The 20110-nt window shown below is 54.3% G+C and carries 18 protein-coding genes; 1 reads left to right on the top strand and 17 read right to left on the bottom strand.

What is annotated here, in order from left to right; genetic code table 11:
• Positions 1 to 13 precede the first annotated feature (13 nt).
• From ACFSOZ_RS11900 to ACFSOZ_RS11890, 3 genes are all read right to left on the bottom strand, one after another.
• Complete coding sequence (locus tag ACFSOZ_RS11900; protein WP_379097633.1) at positions 14 to 790, bottom strand: polysaccharide biosynthesis/export family protein; 777 nt, start codon at positions 788 to 790, stop codon at positions 14 to 16.
• Positions 787 to 1599, bottom strand: coding sequence for a tyrosine-protein phosphatase (locus tag ACFSOZ_RS11895; RefSeq protein ID WP_379097630.1), 813 nt, complete (start codon positions 1597 to 1599; stop codon positions 787 to 789). The genes ACFSOZ_RS11900 and ACFSOZ_RS11895 overlap by 4 nt, the downstream gene beginning before the upstream one ends.
• A 328-nt stretch (positions 1600 to 1927) precedes the next feature.
• Positions 1928 to 2437, bottom strand: a complete 510-nt coding sequence (locus tag ACFSOZ_RS11890) for a hypothetical protein (RefSeq protein ID WP_379097627.1) — start codon at positions 2435 to 2437, stop codon at positions 1928 to 1930.
• 758 nt (positions 2438 to 3195) lie between these two features.
• On the opposite strand from ACFSOZ_RS11890, the gene ACFSOZ_RS11885 reads away from it, so the two are divergent.
• Positions 3196 to 5070 (top strand): hypothetical protein, encoded by a 1875-nt coding sequence (locus ACFSOZ_RS11885; protein ID WP_379097624.1) that lies wholly within the window; start codon positions 3196 to 3198, stop codon positions 5068 to 5070.
• A 3-nt stretch (positions 5071 to 5073) separates the two neighbouring features.
• On the opposite strand, the gene ACFSOZ_RS11880 is transcribed toward ACFSOZ_RS11885, so the two are convergent.
• The 14 genes from ACFSOZ_RS11880 to pseG all read right to left on the bottom strand — a co-directional run bounded on the left by ACFSOZ_RS11880 (position 5074) and on the right by pseG (position 20105).
• Positions 5074 to 6357 (bottom strand): hypothetical protein, encoded by a 1284-nt coding sequence (locus ACFSOZ_RS11880; RefSeq protein ID WP_379097621.1) that lies wholly within the window; start codon positions 6355 to 6357, stop codon positions 5074 to 5076.
• A gap of 304 nt (positions 6358 to 6661) precedes the next feature.
• On the bottom strand, positions 6662 to 7108 hold the full coding sequence (locus tag ACFSOZ_RS11875) for a hypothetical protein (protein ID WP_379097618.1): 447 nt from the start codon (positions 7106 to 7108) through the stop codon (positions 6662 to 6664).
• Complete coding sequence (locus ACFSOZ_RS11870; RefSeq protein WP_198421179.1) at positions 7105 to 8448, bottom strand: DUF4910 domain-containing protein; 1344 nt, start codon at positions 8446 to 8448, stop codon at positions 7105 to 7107. Before ACFSOZ_RS11870 ends, ACFSOZ_RS11875 begins: the two co-directional genes overlap by 4 nt.
• Positions 8441 to 9241, bottom strand: a complete 801-nt coding sequence (locus ACFSOZ_RS11865) for an AAC(3) family N-acetyltransferase (RefSeq protein ID WP_379097615.1) — start codon at positions 9239 to 9241, stop codon at positions 8441 to 8443. Before ACFSOZ_RS11865 ends, ACFSOZ_RS11870 begins: the two co-directional genes overlap by 8 nt.
• A gap of 179 nt (positions 9242 to 9420) precedes the next feature.
• Positions 9421 to 9816: a hypothetical protein gene (locus ACFSOZ_RS11860; protein ID WP_379097612.1), complete on the bottom strand. Its 396-nt coding sequence runs from the start codon at positions 9814 to 9816 to the stop codon at positions 9421 to 9423.
• 283 nt (positions 9817 to 10099) lie between these two features.
• Entirely contained in the window at positions 10100 to 11293 is a 1194-nt protein-coding gene (locus tag ACFSOZ_RS11855; RefSeq protein WP_379097609.1) for a glycosyltransferase family 4 protein, read from the bottom strand.
• A 10-nt stretch (positions 11294 to 11303) separates the two neighbouring features.
• A complete protein-coding gene (gene wecB, locus ACFSOZ_RS11850; RefSeq protein ID WP_378925785.1) occupies positions 11304 to 12434 on the bottom strand; it encodes a non-hydrolyzing UDP-N-acetylglucosamine 2-epimerase in 1131 nt (376 codons plus the stop codon).
• A 109-nt stretch (positions 12435 to 12543) separates the two neighbouring features.
• Positions 12544 to 13482, bottom strand: a complete 939-nt coding sequence (locus ACFSOZ_RS11845) for a dTDP-4-dehydrorhamnose reductase family protein (RefSeq protein WP_379097606.1) — start codon at positions 13480 to 13482, stop codon at positions 12544 to 12546.
• 133 nt (positions 13483 to 13615) lie between these two features.
• On the bottom strand, positions 13616 to 14644 hold the full coding sequence (locus tag ACFSOZ_RS11840) for a polysaccharide biosynthesis protein (RefSeq protein ID WP_379097603.1): 1029 nt from the start codon (positions 14642 to 14644) through the stop codon (positions 13616 to 13618).
• A gap of 13 nt (positions 14645 to 14657) precedes the next feature.
• On the bottom strand, positions 14658 to 15830 hold the full coding sequence (locus ACFSOZ_RS11835; protein WP_379097600.1) for a glycosyltransferase: 1173 nt from the start codon (positions 15828 to 15830) through the stop codon (positions 14658 to 14660).
• A 70-nt stretch (positions 15831 to 15900) separates the two neighbouring features.
• Positions 15901 to 17364 (bottom strand): capsular polysaccharide export protein, LipB/KpsS family, encoded by a 1464-nt coding sequence (locus tag ACFSOZ_RS11830; protein WP_379097597.1) that lies wholly within the window; start codon positions 17362 to 17364, stop codon positions 15901 to 15903.
• Positions 17361 to 18425, bottom strand: a complete 1065-nt coding sequence (pseI, locus tag ACFSOZ_RS11825) for a pseudaminic acid synthase (protein WP_095204568.1) — start codon at positions 18423 to 18425, stop codon at positions 17361 to 17363. Before pseI ends, ACFSOZ_RS11830 begins: the two co-directional genes overlap by 4 nt.
• Before the next feature lies 1 nt (position 18426).
• Entirely contained in the window at positions 18427 to 18981 is a 555-nt protein-coding gene (gene pseH / locus ACFSOZ_RS11820; protein ID WP_379097594.1) for a UDP-4-amino-4,6-dideoxy-N-acetyl-beta-L-altrosamine N-acetyltransferase, read from the bottom strand.
• Complete coding sequence (gene pseG, locus ACFSOZ_RS11815; RefSeq protein ID WP_095204569.1) at positions 18978 to 20105, bottom strand: UDP-2,4-diacetamido-2,4,6-trideoxy-beta-L-altropyranose hydrolase; 1128 nt, start codon at positions 20103 to 20105, stop codon at positions 18978 to 18980. The genes pseH and pseG overlap by 4 nt, the downstream gene beginning before the upstream one ends.
• Between the last annotated feature and the right edge of the window lie 5 nt (positions 20106 to 20110).

Genomic DNA, 20110 nt, shown 5'->3' with positions numbered 1-20110 from the left:
CATGCCACCCGCGTCACGGCGCGAGTACGCCAATTCTCACTGCAGTTGACGCAACTCCGAGGGCGTCCTTCAGGTTGTTCAAGGCGATTTTCGATTTTGAAGGAAACACGACCACCTTGTCGCCACCATAGATGCGTGGATTGGGGCTTTTGCCAGCGCGAATGTTCTCGACATTATAGTTCGTCACGAGCGTATTTTGACCAATATTGCGATAAACAAAGACTTTTCCTGCGTCGCCAATAGTATTGAATCCACCGGCAAGAGCGATCGCGTCGATCAATGAAGCGTTGCTCGATACGGGATAGATGCCGGCCTTGGTGACTTCGCCATCAACGGTTATGCGCTGTCCAATCGATTCCTTGACGAAAATTGTCACGTCCGGGGATTGCAGATATTGCGCACCGTAAGCCGCTTCGATTTCCTTCTCCAACTGACGGACGGTTTTTCCTGCTGCCATCATTGTTCCGATCAGTGGAAGCGAAATTTGCCCGCTGGCGTCGACCTGAACCGTCCTGTTCAGATTGTCGACTTGGAACACATCGACCTCGAGCACGTCATTCGGCGACAACGGCTGCTCGCTGCCGTTCTGGCTATTTTGAGGAGCAGGAAGATCCTTCACAACCCGCAGAGCGCCACCGCTCGATAAGGGAACCGACGACGATGATGTGAGTTGCAGCGCGTCGATCGACGTCGGTGCCGTCGGCGAGGTGCTGGTGCAAGCCGACATGGTGAGGGAACCGAGCATCACGACTATAGCGGTCATGGCGCAGTTCATCAAATCGCGCATCATGAGGATACGCCCTTTAGCAAACGACCTATCCCCCCGAAGCGGCCGACCTTGTCGGGGCTTGGCATCTTTGCAAACGTACTTTTTCCAACAGGCTCAAGCGGCCGGTTCGCCAGTATGTCGCTCGGCCGCCTCACTACCATATTATAAGCCTCATCTTCCCCACACCGCTTCGCGGCGACATCAAACGCTTGCGAAAGGCCAGGCCGACGGCGCTTAGCACCATGAGTATCAGATGCGATAATATCGACCCGGCCTTCGCCTAGCAGCTTTTCCGAGTAGTAGTGGGCGGTACGCCCGAAAGCGCCAACAACCGAGTCTGCAGTAAGCTGAATAAGGCACCCGAGCCTATTCAGCCGTTCGACCACGTCATAATTCGCCTTGATCCAGGTTAAACGCTCCGGGTGAGTGAGGATGGGGACGAACCCGGCCTCTATGAGGCGCATAGCAAGTTCTTCCAACCGCGGCGGTAACACGTGGTGAGGCGGCTCGAACAGAAAATAGCGCGACCTGTTTAAAGTCGGCACCTTGCCGAGGGTCAGCTGATTAGGAAGATCTGGAGCTATATGGACGTCGGCACCCACATAGAGAGCGAGCGGTATGTCGGCGCGCCGCAACGCTTGCTCCAACGAATGGACCGCTCGAACGATATTCTCTGTCCCGTTTTCGTACATGCCGGGTACGACATGGGGCGTGCACGCCATATGGGTCGTCCCGTCGGCCACCGCCAACCTCGCCATTTCCAGCGATTCAGCAATATTGGGCGAGCCGTCATCGAGACCAGGCAAGATATGAGAATGCAGGTCGATCATAAGCGTTTCTGGCCACGTGGGGGCAATACTGCGATTTCGCTGCGAAAAAATACAAACTTATCCGCAATTGACACGGCTGATGACCGCAGAGTGGCGGTCGCGAAATTCCAGCTACCTGCTGACAGAATTTGCGTCACCTTGAAGACTTAGGAAGGGTGCTGCTGCACAACCCACAGCTACATCGCCCAGCAGAACGGGCACGAGCCGAGGGCTGGTACTAGCAGGAGTGACTGTCGCCCCTGGAGCGTGGGGCGACACGCACATACCGGCCTGCATTTGATTGACGTTCACTGACGCAAGACAATGAACTCATTGCCTCACAATCGCCCTATCGGCTCACGCCGTTATTATCATCCTGCGTTGCCGCAAGAACTCCGGCAGTGAGAAGCGCGCCTGCAAAAAATTGCGCAGGCAAGCCAAATGCAAACTTGCGGGACGGGTCAATGGCACCCGTCTGCTCGGGACTTACCGCGGTAGCAGTGTGTTCGGGATTCACGACCTTGAGACAGATTTTGTTTTCGATACGCGAAATGTCGAGACTTGCATTCGCCGGCACGCTCAGCCTGCAATCGCCAATCTGAACGGACGCCGAGCCCTTGGCACCAACCACCAAGCGACTGCCGAAGTCCAAAGCGCTTCCGGCTTTGGCAGGCACATAACCGGCCGTCTGCGAAACCATCACGTTGCCAGTTACATTTCGGATCGATCCGATCGGATTTGCTGGACCCTGATAAGCCGTCGCACAACTGCACGCTGCATCCTGAGCGAAACCTGGGACTGAGCCAAAACCGACCAATGTGACCAAACCGGCCAACGCACACTTTAAGATAACGTTCATCTGCTTCGATCCTTTGTTTGCGTCGTCAAGACGCTCCCAAGTCAATGTTTGCGATTAGCGCGTAACAGTTTTTGGTTCTGATTCCAACCTATTTCGCACGTGCGAGATAATCTTTTGATTTCAGCCGTGCCTGTTTGAGCACACTCTATTAGCCATAATGAATTAGACATGTCTTTGTACACATCAAGTAGATAACGCTTTTTCTCGGCTTGGTATAACGGATTTTCACTGCGATCATTATAATGTTAAAATTTCGAAGCGTCAAAAACGTCGCATTTCGATAAAGATTCACGCTACAGACAGTTATGTTTCAGTTATCCACCTTGATGCGGCCTTTTATGGACTTAGAGTTCTTATCGTAAACGTGACTATTAAGCAGTATATCATTTTATCAGAAATTCGCAGGACTTTCCTGTAATCGCGATGCGCAGCGCGGCCAATTTTAGTGGTTACTATTCTTGATATATTCTCGGCGTCATTTTGGCACTCACAGGGCTGCATCGCCAGTATTCTTCACCATACGCGCGTTGGCGAGACGGAGCCTCTATTCAACCAGAAGCCAAGGGGGAACATCTCACAGAATGTCGTCGTGGAGAGCTTGTAGACGCTCCCGCGAGCGACGTCCGACTAAGATCTGCCTAATTCAAAGGAACATACTATGGGTATTGGGCATCGGGCTGCCGAGCGGCACTTGGACGGCGAAGCGCCATCATTATGTACTGCGCTCGCCTCACAAACCTGCGACGAGGGAACGAAATATGGACCGTCGGCAATTTCTCAGCGCTACGCCGGCTCTTGGTCTAGCGACGTCGATCCCGACTGGCCCACCGGAAGCCACAAACGCGAAGACATCACCCCCATCCAGCTTTGCGACTGTCGCAGCCTGTCTGGCTGATACCATGCTTCGGTATTCAGACGGCGTTGGCAAAGCGCAGATCCGCGCCGGTGAAATCGTTCGGGCTCAAGGCTTCCGCTACCAGGTAGCGCCGTCTACTGCCAGGGACCAGCACATAACAACAGCAGGCGGAGTGAAGCTATATGTTCTTCCAGGAGAGGGAGGTTTCAATGTCCTAGCGTTCGGGGCCACGGGCGACTACAACAATTTCACAGGTAGCGGCACGGACGATACGTTGCCAATACGGGCAGCCTTCAAGGCCGCCATGACGCTCGGCCTTCACGTCCACCTCCCAGGTCGCCAATACCGGATCACCGACACCATACCCATGCCGGACGCTGATTATAAGCTGGCGTTCAAGGTCACTGGCGACAGCGGCAACTCGACCCGCATCTGGTTTGACAATGCGGTGGCCCACAAGAACATGTTTTACGGTGACCTCGACGTCAACTACATCAATTTTGAAGACATTGAGCTCCTGGACAAGACTCCCGGTACATCAAGGGCAATTCACTTGGTTGGCACCATGTCGGGCGGCCCGGCGTGGAAGCACCTCTTCAAGGGTATTCGTATTGTTGGGTTCCGTGAGGGAGTGCGGTTCGACGGCGGGGCAACTATCGTTGCAGATGCATATCAGTCAGAGGTGATGTTCCTGCACAGCAAGTTCAAGAATTGCAGGAAGAGCCTCATCTACAATAACATCCAGGCCGTCAATCACCAGTTGATTGGCCTCGACATCGAGAACGATGAGGCGGCCGACGCAACCGAAAAATGGCCGATGATCGTGTTCGAACGCGGTACCTTCATCAACCACGTAGGCGGCTCGGTGATCGGCTATGGTCCTTATGTGTCCTTTACTTACCCCGATTTCGGTGGTGCGTTCCAGGTAACCGGACAGTTTGCAAGCAGAGGTGTTCGGATGGAGGCACGTGGGGACGGCCCCTTTATCGACCACAATACCGCGAGCGTGATCACGACAAGCAACGCCTTCCGGCTGCACTTCGAAGACATGGGCATCATAGGGAGCCACTCCACAGCTCCCGTTCTGGCTAGGTTTGGCGGCCGTGTGTATGCTCGATTTGACAATGTGCACACCAACCATCCCATGGATGTGCAGGCCTACATGACCGTTAACCTCGGCGCGAACTCCGAGAATGGTAAGATTGAACTCAACCGGTGCCGGCTCTTGAACTACAAGCGTGTGGCAGACCAGACGGCCTATGGAAGCGGCGCTGTCCTCGCCTCCGATCGACGGGCTATTCCGGCTGAGATCAGCATGCAACAGGAGGGCCATGCAGGGGCCGTGGTGGATGGCTATTACCAACTCATTGCCGACCGGAAGACAATCTACTCCGGTAACTGGCAAGTCGCCGAGCTCAAAACCTTGACGTGGGCACCGAACGACGTCAGCGGCTTTGGTAGTGGAAGCAACCCTGCCACGTTACAGGTTGTCCTCCCGAAGTCCGCACGGCCCTGTAAGTTCCGGCTGTTGCGTGATGACGTTAACGCCGGCTTGACCTACGTATTGGAACTCTACTTTGTTGTGGCCGGCAAAGACATTTTGGTGGCCACGCTCGAACCAACGGATGGAGGACACTTCGAAACGAACATCAGAGGCGCCTCAAAGGCTCTGGTGAACTGGATCGCCGACGGCCTTGACTGGGACGGCAAAATGAAGATTGTCAAATCAGGAGCGCGCGACGGTTTTGTCGGCCTGATCATGGTCGACTATATGTAGTTTCTATCCGTTGTGAGGCCGGGGTTGCCGGCCGCCTGGCTCCCAAACTTTTCCTAAACGTGAGAGGGCCAAGATTGGGAAAATTACGAACCACGCACGGGCCCCAAATGCAGCCATGCCGCCCCAAAAATAGGTTAGAAGGGTCGCATCAAATGCGATTAGAGCCGCTACGCTGTTATTTCCTGAAAGCCAAGCGATTGCTCTCCTCGTCAGGATAACTGCTGTAAGCATAACCATCAATCCTATGGGGTAAGCATCCCCTAAGGTGAACAACTGATCACCTACGAACCCTAATGACACATTGTAATCTTCTCCTACTCCAATACGACCCCATAGGAAGTCAACGGAGTAATATCCGGCTCCTACTGGTTTGCTAACCCATTCGTCTCGCGGAAACCAATTTAAAAAAAACAATTCCAGTTGCTTCAGGTATGGTACCACCCCAACATCCCCATAACGCAGACCCGATCGAAGATACTCTGTGACCTTCATATGGTCAGTGACGCCGATGGCGGCGGCACTGGTTATGCTGTTAGCCTCTTCACCTCTCACTACCATTGCCCACCCCAGCAGAGCAGGCATAGCCAGCACGAGATATGAAAACTTGATGCCGATCCGGTGGTACGAGCACAACATCGCAAACGGCATAATAAGATATGCGGCAACGGCAAGCCTCCCGTAGCCTCCCCAATACAAAAAGAGGTTCCCCAAAATGGCGATCTCAAACAGTAGAAATACGAAAACGGATCCACGCCTTTCCTGACCGCGTTTAATCAGCGACTCCTGGAAATACAACGCAATACCAATGGGTATCATCAGGCTCATTTCAGGCCGAGGTGCTACAACTCCCACCAATACGATCGACAACAGGCCAACAGCGAGTCCGCACCACTGAAGCCATGTATTTCTCTCGTATAAGATCGGGATAAAGTCAGGCGTATTATCGAATCGGCGCAGAACGTCTGTAAAAATAACGAAAATAGAAATAATTACCGATGCATCTATTCCGTCAAAAATAAGAAGATTCGGAGCGAACGGCACGTACAACAGCAGGAACGAAACTCCAATCGCCAAATCGAGAGATGATCGAAAGTACCTGAGACAAAGCCTGGCGGTTTGGAACGCAATTAGAGCGAATAAATACTTCGATGTATATATCTCGGTGATTGATTGCCCCACAAAGCAAAGCGCAATCGTAACGTAGGTTAGTATAGTGAATGCTGAACTGAGCGCCGCTCCCTCATCTTTGTGGCCTACACCGGTAGGATTATACATTGCTGCTGACACGCCTGCCGTCCCTCAATCGCTTTTAGCCGGCTCGAACATAGGCCTTCTTTATCGTCCAGCAGGGATCCAAGCAAACAGCGGGCGGAAAACGCCGTCGCCGGAGCCACCGCTTGCACACCAAGCCACTCGGAACGTCACTGCTGCCGCATCAACTCCGAAAGACCAGCAGTTCGAGGTCCAGCTTTTTGAATAGGCTCGATTGCAATTTTCAAACACCAAGCGAGCTCGCGTAGTCGGCGTTGAACTAGGAAAGTGTCCGTAGCTCCCCTTTTCGTCGTTCCGCCGCTCTTCATATCAATCGAGATTAGCAAGCTTTGTAAATCGCCCCAATCTGGCTAGGCTGGCCACAGAGTAAGCCCCTTTGAGTAAGAATAGCCGCCAAGTCACCCCCGTCCTGCGTAAGGCACTGGACGACCACTGCAGCCCCCAACCTGGTTCCGGTCTTCCCATCGCAGGGAGTGCCTGAGCCGACCGGCTTGCAATTCAAAACCATTCCCTGAAAATCTCGCCGCGCTGCGTCCGTAACCATTCCACGTAAGGCCATCGGTTTTGTCGACGCGGCACCGCACAGGACAATTTTGCGGCCCCCAACCCGAAGATCGTCGATCGAAGGAATGTTGAGCTGCCCGGTGAATTGCGAAAGCGTGGCGCGTGGCAGCGGACGTGGTCTGCCTTTCTGCGAGACAATGACAGCCATGAAGCCAACCACAAACACCAGCCCGACAATGGGAATAGCGATCAACTTATTCATCGATCTTCCGTGGTGCAGGCGATGCGATGAGCATCCAGTCTGGCCCCGTGAAGCCGGAGAGGATTCCCCAACACAGGCTTGATAAGATCATGCTTGTGAAAAATATCCGCCAACTCAATGCATGCGCCGGGCGCCACACCGATCAGATCCGAAATGGCGATGATGTCATTCGTTCCATCGCAATAAGCCAAGAAGTTCATCCGTGTCCGCACCTCATCTTGTGCACTGCCGACACGAGAAAGACTCGGATAGAGCCCCCGCTTCCCGAGTTGCGGTTCGCCGAAAGTGGTAGCTCGCCATCGCTCGTTGTTCTCAATCAGTTCGATGCAACTGCGGTAGGCTTGAAAGCTTTCCTCCAGCCCATTTTGGGTTACAAACTTTAGGTCATCTAGAGAGGTGTGGTATTCTTGGAAGGTTCCGTATTTCGATCGCATGATCGATGCGACCGGAAGGTTTACAGTCGGCGCGCAGTATTGTCTTTCGTCACTCCCTCGTTCTAGAAAGCTGTAAACCTTGTGTTCGCGATCCCGTAAGACGGCCAGCGCTGCGCGATCAGCAAGTGTATTCCCCGATCGAGAGGGTAAGAAGGACCACGCGCGCTCGTCGCCTACACAAGTGACGATATAGCCTGCAATCGTCCGTTCCTGCATCGCCTCCAAGTGTTGGCTGAGGTAAATTATCGACCCGATCGTCTCTGGGATGAAGACGATACGATAGGTGTATTTGCGATTGGGAAGAGACGCAAGCCAGCGGGCCAGCGCTGTCGTCACCACCGGCCCGGATAGTTCGTTATTAGCCATGGACGGATGGCAAATATAGGTGGAAAGAAGAACTTCCTCTTTCCGTTCACCAGGCAGAATGACGTCGGCGAAGTCGAGGACACCATCGCGCAGATCGCTGTCGATCACGACCTTGTATCGGTCGTCGGTCAGTGCGGCTCTTTGGACCTCGGACAGGCAAAACCCCCATCGCTCGCTGTAATAGCTGGTGACATATGGGATGGCGGAGGGCTGGTCGGGCAGCGTGTAGAGATGCTTGTCTAAGTCATGGCGCGAAATGACGGCGTTGATGGGGGTCGAATAGCCGAGCACGTGCAGATTATTGCGCTTGAAATCGATTGCTCGGTTGCCGCTCATATCCTCGATGTACGCATCGCGGATCGTCCACTCTTTCGGCACAGTCCAATCGAATGCCTGATAGCCTGTCGGAACAAAATGTCGCCGCATCCCCGGTATTAGCTTGCCAAGGTAGTCCAGTGTATCCCGGACACCCTGGCCGGTCAGACTCCGGCACATAGGCCAAAGATCCTGCGCCCACTGATGCATACTCTGGTTATTCACTGTCGGTTTCCTTGCGGTAAAGCATACCGTGCGCGCGGCCTGAAGTGATGACGGACTCGGTTGCATCGAACATTGCCCTGGCGCTAATTACCCGAAGCCCGGTGCCCTCGTTCGGGCGGGAACCTGAATACAGGCTGCTATTCCAAAGCTCCTCGCCCATGGGATCGACGTACGTCTTGACGCCTTCCTCGATGTTCCTAACAAAAAGGCCGAAAGTTCGGCTTTCAGTTACGCCCGCGGCATCGGTATAAGGACCAGTGAAGGCTTTGTGGTATCTATATGGAACGGCGCACATTTCCTCGACGTAGTGGTAGAAAGTCATCGAATGCTGATCGGGGAGATCGAGAGATGCGATTTTGCCATCCATCTCTCGTAAGACGGCAAACGGGCTGTCAGGGCCGTACCCGCTGAAATTTGTGATCCCTTCGAACTCGGCAGCTCTCTTCCCAATGGCAACAAACGAATAGATAGGATGGCCTGTTCGAACCGCGCCCGGATGAAGCCTAGCAGCTTCCGTCAAAGCCCCCATTTTGCTCGGGGACGACCTGATATCGAACGGCAAGCCTGTCGTGAAATCGAAATTGAACAGCGGGAACACCAACGTTCCTTCGAGGCCCACGGATTCTAAAAAGCTCCTCAGGATAATCTCCGTTGAAGGAGAGACTCCGGCAGCCTTAAGTCGCCCGAGAGTGCGCCTTGCGCTGGAATGAATTAGTACTACATCACGATTTTCGAGGCCGCTAGATCGCCATCCGTCAGCTAGACTACGCGTCGCAATATCGATTGCAGACATAGAGTTCCCTCTCCTCGTGTTTAAACATCGATCTGACGCGGCTTCGGATTAAAGCTGCTTGGGAGGTGCTTGACAGCGGCGGGTCAGGGCGCCCGCCGCTGGCCAAGAAGAGTTGAGAGCCACCGCATAGCTTGATCACGGATTCGGGATCCACGACAGCAATTTGGCTCTAGGAGTCGCTATTTGCCGTACCGGCGCTCCAGCGCGTCGGCGATGCGTTCGCAGAGCAATTCTGACGTCACGACTGTGAGGTGGAGACGGAGGCGGACTCCGTGTGGATCAACCAGGGTAGCGACAATACCACGATCAGAGTACTCGTCGAGGTCGTGAACATCGTGGATGATGAAGTCTTGTGTTTCTCGAAGTCGCTTAGGGCGCTCATCCACCGTGTTCTCCCTGCAAATTGGTGGCTTTCCGGGCAGGCCGAGTCTCATTCGCTGGAGTTCGGCGTAGCTCTCGGCAAGGTCTTGAGCGTTGAATAAATGCAGAGTTACTTTGCCGTTTTCGACGACCTGAACAATCCATTGACCGTCGACATTTTTCAGCCGCACGTCATTCGGTTCTCCGGCAACCATACTGGCGATCCGTCTCAGCGATCAAAAAAGAGAAATGACAGAGGAAGCCCCAAGTCGCTGTGAAGACGGCATCGACAAAACCTCGGCATGTCGTTGAGCGCAGGGCTCCTGGTCACGCACCGCCGAAACCCGCCGCAGAAAATCGTCTCCCGAAATCATAGTACGCCGCAGGCCTGGCCTATAGCCGAATGGTCGCGGTCGGCTATTGCGGGAGACAGGGAGCAGTCCGACCGCGAAGGGGAAGCCAGCGCCCTCCCCTTGAGACCAAGATCGCGCGCAATAATTATGGCTTGGAAAGGGCTTCTGCGATTTGAGACACCGCTTGCTCGGCGGAAAACTGGCGATCGAACAATTGCCTGCAACGTCCGGGCAGGTCGGCATCCGTTTCAACTTGTACCAGTAGCCTTTCCGCCTTTGCCACCAGTTCATCCAGTTGATCGCTCTGGCACTCTTCGCCAACCCGCTCGTTTCGGATCAGCTCGGCCAAGTCGTTGCCTGGGTTCAAGCGCACGAGTGCAGGGAGGCCGTTTTGCATATATGTCAGGAACTTGCCCGGTATGTTGTGCGATCTATGGCGAAGATCCAACGAAACGATCCCAATCCGGCACTGTGCGTAGAGATCCGGAATTTCGTCGGGGTGGATCTCGTCGAAAAAGACTACGTTGGTGAGGCCGAGAGCTTGCGCCTTTTCCCTAAGTCTTCGGGCCTCACTGCCCCGACCGACCAGCAGGAAACCTACGTCGATCCGTGAGGCCATTCTCTGCGCCAAGTCCAGTACAATGCCGACGCTTTGAGCCACCCCCATGTTGCCCGCGTATACGAACAGCTTACGCCCGGCCAACGGTGTCTCGCTGACGCGGATTGAACAACGTACGTTTGAAGGCTTGTCCAGCCAGTTCTGCAGCACCTCGAGGACGCGCCCCGACTTCCGCCGCCACCGGTCGAAGTAAACAAGGTTGCCCGGCGTCTGGACGCCGATTACGTCAGCAACCGAGTACTGGTAGCGCGCGATAGAATCAAAGAAACGGTAGGGCAGACCGCGGCCCATCAGGCCCATATCAACCGCCCATTCGGGAAAGATGTCGCGAATGATCAGATATCCCTTGCAGCCGCTTTCGCGCTTAAGTGCGCTCGCCATAGGCCCATGGAAGATAGAGGGAGCATACCAAACGATCCCGTCCCATCGCTGCCCCGCCAGCGGGCTTTTGCGCAGATTGCGCAACATGGCAAAAGGCATGACGAACTCATTCCAGGTCCGCCTCACATAGCCAATTTCCTTGGTAGGCGGCGCTCGCAGGCGCAGCACCGTTACACCGTCAAGCTCCTCAATTGCCCAGGGGCGGCCCAGATCGGCCGCCGGCAGCATGACCGTCAGCCGATGCCCTTGCCGCGCAAATTCGCGCGAAAGATCCCTCAGTTGTACCGCGCCCGACGTTCGCAGCGGCGGGAAAGTATCCGCAATCAAAGCGATCCGCATCTGGCGCCGCTCAGTACTTCTTCCACACAACTCGATTCACATAGTCAGTATAGCTGTGGATTATGCGAACCACCTTTTCGCTGACATTGGGGATGTTATAGTCGGCAACCAGGCGAAGCCCACGCTCCGCGCCACGCGGTTGGTTTTCCAAGATTGCAAGGCCCTGACATACCCGGTCGACGTCCAAGCCCACCATCATTACCGTACCTTCCTCCATCCCCTCGGGACGCTCATGCGCCTCGCGCAAGTTGAGCGCCGGAAAATTCAGGATGGAGGACTCTTCCGTGATCGTACCACTGTCGGACAGAACCGCTTTTGCATTCATCTGCAGATGCACATAGTCCAAGAAGCCGAAGGGCTTCATAAAGTGGATCCTCGAGTCCATTTGGAGGTTCAACGAGTTCAGCCGCGAACGGGTGCGCGGGTGCGTCGAACAAATCAGCGGAACGTCGTGTTCCTGCGCTATGTGATTGGCGATGTCAGCAATCCGGGTCATTTTATCCGGTGAGTCGACGTTCTCTTCGCGATGAGCACTGATTACGAAGTACTTCCCTCGTTCAAGAGAGAGCTGACCCAAGACATCCGATTTGTTGATTTCATCCATATAGTAATTTAGGACTTCAAGCATCGGGCTGCCCGTCTTTATGATCTGATCCGGGGCAATCCCCTCTCGTAGCAGATAGTTTCGCGCGATGTCACTGTACGTGAGATGAATGTCGGCTACATGATCAACTATTCGGCGGTTTATCTCCTCCGGAACCCGTGAATCGAAACAACGATTGCCGGCTTCCATATGAAAAACAGGAATCCTCAATCGTTTGGCCGCAATTGCCGCGAGACAGCTATTTGTGTCCCCAAGCAACAAAACCGCCTCTGGCTGGCGCTCTCGGAGCACTTTGTCGGTCGCCTCGATTACGCGACCAATCGTTTCGGCGGCAGTGTTTCCTGATGCTTCAAGAAACACATCGGGGCGGCGAATCTTAAGCTGCTCGAAAAAAATTCCATTCAACTCATAGTCATAGTTCTGGCCCGTATGCACGAGACATTGGTCGCACGATTGATCCAACCGGTCGATGACACGCGACAATCGGATGATTTCGGGGCGCGTCCCGACGATCGTCATAACCTTCAGCTTGTTCACCAATCCACTCCCCACTTGAACTCTCCGGGCCGAGCGATGTTTTAGACCACCAGCCGAGGAAGCGAGCTACGTCGCAAATCCCCAAAGAGAAACAGCTGTAATTCGCTTCCTAGGAGCGATCCTGACCTGTCAAAGCGTCAAGCTCTTTACTGCCGACGACCTGCTGGTTGTACTTGAGATAGCTCTTATGCATGGTCGACACGAGGTCCGGCCACGGATCGGGTAGAAAGCCCGTCGTCCTCCTAAATAGGTCAGAATTCAGGGAGCGATCGACCCTGACGGACGTGTCGGCAATAATATCTATTTCCTTGCCGTAGACCCTCGAGACCAACGACAGAAGATCGAATTTGTTGATAGGATCAGCTGAAACATGAAAAAGACCCCTCAATTCGGCATTTGACACGACAAAATCTTTGATCACGCGCGCTATCTCTACCGCGGGCAAGCCAGAAAAAACAGCATTCTTGTAGCCCTTCACCTGGCCTTTCTGACTCAAAAACCAGTCGACCAGACTTTTTGAGCTCTCCAGCTCGTGACCGATGATTGACGTGCGGAGTGTCACCGCATTCGGGTAATCGACCTCACCCAGAAACTTCGTTCTCCCGTACAAATCGTTGGCATCGGCAAAATCGGATTCCAGGTAATTACCCTTGCTACCTGAGAAAACACAATCCGTGCTCACATGTACCAAACGGGCCCCGGCCACGCGAGAAAGTTGCGCCAAGCGATGAGGGAGAGAAGCGTTGATTGACAGCGACGTGAGATGGTTTCGCGAAGCCTCAAGCTGCTTGATGACTCCGACACAGTTTACCACGACATCCGGTTGGATTTCGGCGAACACGGCCGTCAGATCTCCGTCATTCCGAACATCAAGATTGGATATGAGGCTACCATGCTCGTGAGGCAGAAAATGGCGCTTTTTGGTCGATGATCGGAGGGTTCCAACGGTTGCGTATCGATGATCGGCCGAGAAGAACCGGAAGACCGCGTTTCCCAGCATACCTCCAGCGCCCAAGACAAGGATTCTGTTCGTTTTCACGTTACGCATCGCCTTTCTGGTGCGAACCTAAAACCATACCGATAAGAGATCTTAGTCTTAGACGCAGGCGGTTTGGTCCTCGCGAGCAAACAGCCAGCTTTCAACGACCTTTTCAAACGGAACCAAGGGCATGTCATCTGGCTCACTCTTCGGGTTCGACATGCTCGCCACGGACAATAGCTTGCACAAACCGAAGTTTCATCAATAAGGCCTGCATCTCCGCGACGTCCAATCTTGTGGTGTTGTGCGAGTTGTAATCTGTCGATTGCGAAATCTCGATCTCGCCTTGCTCGAAAAATTTTCCATAGTTCAGATCGCGCAAATCTGGTGGAACACGGAAGTAGTTGCCCAAGTCCTGCGCTGCCACTCTTTCCTCTCGGCTGAGCAGAGCCTCGAACAATTTCTCGCCGTGTCGCGTACCTATAATCCTGATCGGATGCTCAGGGGCCCCCAGCAGGCCGGTCAGGGCCCTGGCCAAGGTCTCAATCGTAGCTGCCGGGGCCTTCTGCACGAAGATCTCACCGGGATTGCCATGCTCGAAAGCGTAAAGCACCAGGTCGACCGCGTCGTCCAATGTCATCATGAAACGGGTCATGGCCGCGTCAGTGATTGTGATGGGCTGGCCGGCGCGAATTTGGTTTGTGAACAATGGAATTACCGAGCCGCGCGAAGCCATCACATTGCCGTAGCGGGTAGCGCATATGGCGGTTTTGTTGCTCGATCGCGACTTCGCGACGATGACCTTCTCCATCATCGCCTTGCTGATACCCATGGCATTGATTGGATATACCGCCTTATCCGTGCTCAGGCAGATCACACGCTCCACACCGCAGTTTATGGCGGCTTCCAGGGTGTTCTCCGTACCCAGCACGTTGGTCTTGACGGCCTCAAGCGGGTAGAATTCGCAGGACGGCACCTGCTTGAGTGCGGCGGCGTGATAAATGAAATCCACCCCTCGAACGGCGTTGAGGACGGACTGATAGTCGCGCACGTCCCCAATATAGAATTTGACCTTCGGGTTGTTGTATTTCTTGCGCATGTCATCCTGCTTCTTCTCATCCCGGCTGAAGATGCGGATTTCAGCTAAATCGGAATCGAGAAATCGGCGCAAAACGGCATTTCCGAATGAACCAGTGCCGCCGGTTATGAGGAGGGTCTTGCCGGTAAACATCGAGCGTCCTTTTCTACTTCAACAGGTTGCTGACAGAACGGAACATTGCCAGAGTGTCCGATCGCGCCCCGTCTGATGCGGCGTAGCGTTTGGCGAATTCAATCGCGGCCGTTTGGAGCAATCGTTGCTCTTGGGAATCTCTGTCCGCCGCGACCGCTAGTTGCTGTCGCCATATGTCGATAGAACCGAGCGGGACTACTGTGATTGCGCCAGATGAAACGGCCCGCCAAGGTGTTTGATCACTAACCAGGACAGGTGTACCGGCGCGCAGAGCCTCAAAGACAACATGCCCGAAATTTTCGCCGAGGGTAGGAAACGCGAACAGATCAAATGCAGCAAACGTTGCGGAAACCTCATCGGGCTCCAGCATTCCCCGATATTCGACGGTAATGTGGGATGGGAGGCGTTTGATCATAGCCTGGCATTTCTGCCAGTAGGCAGCGTCCTCTATAGGGCCAAAAATAGTGAGTTTGATCTTGCGATCCACTCGGGAAAGAATCTCGAGCAGGCCAGCCAGATTCTTCTTTGGTGATATGCGCGATATGAAGGCAATAGCCAGTTGACCCGCTGTTTTTCGCGGATGTGCTGGGGGCATGGAATATTTACCTGCCGCGGACACCGGATCGGCTGCAAGATGGATTTTCCCTCTCGAATGAGGAAACTGACGCTGAATATCTTCAGCTTCCAATGAGGTGGAGGCGTGCCAATGCACACCCCGATACAGTCCCGCCAGCCTGGCGCAACTCAGATATATCCGTTTTTTAAGACGTTTGATCGAGAGCGCCCCGGCAGAAAATTCGCCCCGTGGCGCGATGCAGACATTCGCGTAATTTCTCCGAACCAAGAGTTGTTTGAGGTAAATGGAAATAGAAGACCTATATCCAAAGAAGCTGTTCAGATACAGGACATCGAAGTCGTGTAGCTCCGCTGCCTTGGCCATGTGCCTGGCGTTAAATTTGCTGGGGTCGGCATAATACACAAAACCACTTGGTGAGCGCAGCCACTTATTGGTACGGACACCCGGATATGGCTCACCGGAGCCCAAATCACGATCCCTTGTAAAAATCAAAAACTCAACGTTACTGCCCAGAGCTTCACACATATTGGAAAGCGTGCGAATCGGCCCGCCCCCCCTGAAGCCCGGCAGATAAAAGTCGACGACACAAAGAACTTTGATCTTTTTCATTTCCGCACACGCAACGATATGCCTGCCTCCGCACCTTAAGGCGGGAGCCGTAGCTACTTAGGCGCGCCCTTTAAGCTGCGCTCTTTACCGGTGGGTATCCGTGCAATCGCCCAGACTTTAGCAATTCACGATAGATATGCTCGGCAGCTTGAGCGGCTGGCTCACGATCGAGCATAAGATTAAGTACTCCTGGCAGGGTCGACAGCCAATAGGCGCAGACGAAGTCATGATTGTACTGGTCGTCCCAGCTCGTCGTAGAGGCCAGGCTGTCTGATATAGTGCGACGGAGATTGGCAGGATTTACTACCGGGACGACGCCCTTGTGAAATCCGTAAAATACACGCCCATAGAGAAACACCTGCTTTTTAAGCAGAAGCGCCTCGTAACCGACAGTGCTTGTGAGAGTGATGACTCCGACAGACGATTTGATCAGTTGCTTTGTCGGTTCGTCCGGCCCCAGCAACCTTACATTGGGAAGAGACCGAATACGTTGGTAAAATTTGAGCGAGGGGTATGCCCAAGCGCTCATATGATCCTTGACATACAAGCGGACGCCCTCGGGCAGACTGAAGGCAATGTTGCGGATGACTTCATATTCGTCGAGGTAGGCCCCAGCGAGGATGGATGTCGAGGCTTCAGGGTGGAAGTGGATCGGGTACAAAAGAAACCGTTCACCAGCCACCGCTTTTTGATACATGCTGCGAACCCTGCCGACTTTGAGACGACGACGCACATTGCGCAGAAAGAGGCTTACATGTGTGCGCAGGGGATTGCCGATCTGGAACGAATTGGTACGGCTGTCGGACGCGTGGCGTATGAGTGCCTTGATCCTACCGAAGCGGCCACGCCGAAAGTACCGCTTAATCAAGGCGATACGTTCCAGCCCATTGATTTTCATGTAATCGGGAACGATCGTTTCTATGTTGGTGATGTAGTTCTCTACCCACTGGTGAACATCCGGCGCCACTGTCTTTTGACCATTTCGAATTCCAGCAAAAGCTTTCTCGACAGAGTCATCCGCCAAAGGATCTGCAGAAACGGAAAAGCGACCGGGTAGGCGAGAGCCGCCTAAACCAAAATAAACGGCGTGCCGTTCCTGGGCTACGAAAAGCGCGAAATGCGCAAACGTGTTGGAGACATTTTCATACAAGACGAGCTCTGTGCCATGCTTGTCGAATATCTCCTCGAAATACGTTAGCAGGGCGCTTTTTAGGTGATCGAAGAAATCGAGGTCGGCACCCTCTCCCCAGATCCCGTAGACCTGCGCACGCTCGAAGTCGGATAGTAGGGCAGAGTTCAAATCATATCCGGCATAGCGGGCTAGAATATCGAAATCGACATGATGGTTCGCAAAGAAGGACGAGAAGTCATAGATCGCAGCAAAGCCCGCGGAATCCAAGCCGTTCTCTTCGCGAGAAAACGCGCTGTCTACTGCAACAGCTACGGTGGCGCCGTCGTTGCTGAACCGCGCCGCGAGTGCGTTGAAGAAATGAAAGTAGTTCGGCGCGCTATTTGACAGAAGGAGAACGTTCATCGTGGCGGCCAGCTATCGATCAGTTCAGGGAGTACGGCCGTCGACGAACGAATGTCCCGGGTCACTGTACGGCCCAACACTGCTTCGAGATTCTTAGGCGCAAGCCCAAACCCGGGTCGGACGCTGCGTACGCTGTCTCGCGTAATGACATCCCCTGCCTTTAGGTCCCGTACAAAATACAGCGACCGGCGAAACTTGACGTTCCCCTGCTCGCTCGATTTGCGCCCGTAGTCCACTTTGCCGAGCGCCTGCCAGGCCGTTTTCGCGCCGGCGCACAAGGCCGCCATTTCGGTAGGTTCCAGCGAGAAGCTATCGTCTGGCCCACCGCCGCCGCGGTCGAGGGTGAAGTGCTTTTCGATGATCGAGGCCCCCAAGGCCACACTGGTAATGGCGGTAGTATTGTCCAGCGTATGATCAGAAAGGCCCGTGACCAGTCCGAACCGCTCAATCATGTCGCGCATCGTGTGCAGATTGTAGTCATCAGCCGGAGCCGGATAACCGCTGACGCAGTGCAGAATGGCCAATTCCCTGCAGCCGCCTTCCCGCGCAGCGTCGATGGCTTCCCGAATCTCCTCCGCATCCGCCATGCCGGTTGAGATGATCATCGGCTTGCCTGTGCTGGCGGCGTATTTGATCAACGGCAGATCGACAGCTTCGAACGAGGCGATCTTGTAAGCTGGCGCATTCAGGTCTTCCAGGAGATCAATCGCCGTACTGTCGAAGGGCGAGCTGAAGATGGTAATGGCCGCCTTGCGGGCATGATCGAAGAGGAGCTTGTGCCAATCCCAGGGCATATGCGCTTCCTGATAGAGATCATAGAGCGTGCGCCCATCCCACAAACCGCCCTTGATGCGGAACTCCTCGCCGTCGCTATCGAGCGTGATCGTGTCGGGTTTGTAGGTCTGCAGCTTGACGGCATCTGCTCCGGCCCTCTTGGCCTCCTCGACGATGCGTAACGCCGTTTCGATTCTGCCGTTGTGGTTGGCTGACAGTTCGGCAATGACATAGGGAGGCTGATCCGGGCCGATCCGGCGCCCGGCGATCTGGATTTCGTGGCCCATTTCACCGCCCCGTTTGAGTTTCAGATAGCTTGGCGTACAAGTTGTTACGGATGCTTGACCATTCCGGCGCGAGTAACCCTAACCTGTAGATATCGACATATTTACCATCGATCGAATGATGCTGGTGAAATACACCTTCGACCCGAAAACCAAACTTCTGATGCAACTTGATCACCGCCTCGTTAAAAGCCAGAACCTCGCAGTACAATTTGTGCAATCCCATCTGACCAAAAACATACTCTAACGCGAGGTATTCCATGCGGGATCCTACGCCCTTTGGCGCGTCCGTTGACGCATAAAAGGCCCACGAACAATTGGCATTAAGAAAATCTATTGACGTGATCCCTACAATACCATGTCCGATGCCGTTGCACTCGTACATAAAGTATTTTTGATCGTCACATCCGCTAGTTTGTTTCCACCAGGAAAGATGCTCCGCTTGTGAGATTTCATGTCTGGTATACATGTTGGCGCGTACAGCAGGTGCATTGCGCCAAGAACGCATGAGTTCAAGCTCGTCATCCTCTATGGCTCGGAGTTTTCCCAAGCTGCTCACGTGCCCTCCAACGTTTCGAGCGAAAGTCGCAAGAGATGGTCCGCTACGGTTGCCGCTCCCCCGCCGGCGCAGACCAATGCTGAAGAGCTTACGAGTGATTTTAACTGATCTGTGCCGAGTATAGATAGCAAGTTTGGAAGATCGGCTGAAAGGTCCTCTTTAGAGGCGGTGCCGATGACCGCACCTCTTTTCGCGAGGACTGCCGCCATTTCTTTTTGGTTGTCAGCTAACGCGATCTGTATTGTAGGCAAACCCAGACTGCAACGTTCCCAAGTGGTGCTCCCCGCCGCACCGATCGCCAGATCACTGCCCACCATCAGCCGAGCCATGTCACGTACGCCTGTCAGTACTTGGGTGGGCCTCTGCATTCTAAGGGCTCTGGCACGCACCTGCGGCAACCAAGGCGCATGCGGCCCCATGACGACCGTGATCCGCAGATTAGAGGGTGAGGTGCAGAGATCGAGCGCATCCAATACAAGGCCCGTGACGTTCTCCCTGTCTACACCGCCCATGGTTACGAGTACGTGCTCGAGTTTCGGTTGAAGCCGACGAGCAAGACTTTCTCCGCGCAGCTCTGCGAACTCAGGCCGCAGTAGCGCATAGTCCGGTCCGAGCAATGTGATGGCGTGGGCACTCAGCAGGCCATTGTAGTCCTGTTCGGTGCGACCGAGGCTCTGGTCGAGCAACAGATCGCAATTGTGCGGGCGGTCAGCCAGGTCGTCAATGATCATCAGGTGCCGACAGGCAGAACGAAGCTCTTCCTCCCAGCGGCGGTCTAGCCCGTAATGATCTACGATCAGACAATCCACAGCCGCGATGGCCTGGCACGTCTCTTGCGCATCTCGAGCCCAGTCCGTCCCCAGCCAGTAGGCATGGGGTGGAACCGCACACGTCTTAATGGCCTCCTTAGGCGGCTTGGGCAGCGCGACGGCCATGTATCCGCGCTCTGCTATGAGATCCATAAGGTGGCCATTGTGTAGACGGCAAATGAACTGGCATTCCGCCCCGCGCTCGCGAAGCGCGTCAGCCAGCGTAAGACAGCGCATGACATGACCAGTGCCAATCTCGATCGAGGCATCAGTTCGAAAGGCGACCTGCACGCGTTTCAATCGCCGCGGGGACATTTTTG

Origin of the sequence: Mesorhizobium newzealandense, assembly GCF_042682145.1 — a bacterium.
Classification (GTDB): Bacteria; Pseudomonadota; Alphaproteobacteria; order Rhizobiales; family Rhizobiaceae; genus Mesorhizobium; species Mesorhizobium newzealandense.
The sequence above is the reverse complement of the archived record's forward strand: the minus strand, read 5'-3'. Positions and strand labels throughout refer to the sequence as shown.

Excerpts from the sequence above, each read along its gene's own strand:
- ACFSOZ_RS11865 (WP_379097615.1), bottom strand. The coding sequence starts at position 9,241 with ATGTCTGCAATCGATATTGCGACGCGTAGTCTAGCTGACGGATGGCGA.
- ACFSOZ_RS11895 (WP_379097630.1), bottom strand. The coding sequence starts at position 1,599 with ATGATCGACCTGCATTCTCATATCTTGCCTGGTCTCGATGACGGCTCG.
- pseG (WP_095204569.1), bottom strand. The coding sequence starts at position 20,105 with ATGTCCCCGCGGCGATTGAAACGCGTGCAGGTCGCCTTTCGAACTGAT.
- ACFSOZ_RS11875 (WP_379097618.1), bottom strand. The coding sequence starts at position 7,108 with ATGAATAAGTTGATCGCTATTCCCATTGTCGGGCTGGTGTTTGTGGTT.
- pseI (WP_095204568.1), bottom strand. The coding sequence starts at position 18,425 with ATGGGCCACGAAATCCAGATCGCCGGGCGCCGGATCGGCCCGGATCAG.
- ACFSOZ_RS11835 (WP_379097600.1), bottom strand. The coding sequence starts at position 15,830 with ATGAAAAAGATCAAAGTTCTTTGTGTCGTCGACTTTTATCTGCCGGGC.
- ACFSOZ_RS11890 (WP_379097627.1), bottom strand. The coding sequence starts at position 2,437 with ATGAACGTTATCTTAAAGTGTGCGTTGGCCGGTTTGGTCACATTGGTC.
- ACFSOZ_RS11900 (WP_379097633.1), bottom strand. The coding sequence starts at position 790 with ATGATGCGCGATTTGATGAACTGCGCCATGACCGCTATAGTCGTGATG.
- ACFSOZ_RS11860 (WP_379097612.1), bottom strand. The coding sequence starts at position 9,816 with ATGGTTGCCGGAGAACCGAATGACGTGCGGCTGAAAAATGTCGACGGT.
- ACFSOZ_RS11885 (WP_379097624.1), top strand. The coding sequence starts at position 3,196 with ATGGACCGTCGGCAATTTCTCAGCGCTACGCCGGCTCTTGGTCTAGCG.
- ACFSOZ_RS11840 (WP_379097603.1), bottom strand. The coding sequence starts at position 14,644 with ATGTTTACCGGCAAGACCCTCCTCATAACCGGCGGCACTGGTTCATTC.
- ACFSOZ_RS11855 (WP_379097609.1), bottom strand. The coding sequence starts at position 11,293 with ATGCGGATCGCTTTGATTGCGGATACTTTCCCGCCGCTGCGAACGTCG.
- ACFSOZ_RS11830 (WP_379097597.1), bottom strand. The coding sequence starts at position 17,364 with ATGAACGTTCTCCTTCTGTCAAATAGCGCGCCGAACTACTTTCATTTC.
- ACFSOZ_RS11845 (WP_379097606.1), bottom strand. The coding sequence starts at position 13,482 with ATGCGTAACGTGAAAACGAACAGAATCCTTGTCTTGGGCGCTGGAGGT.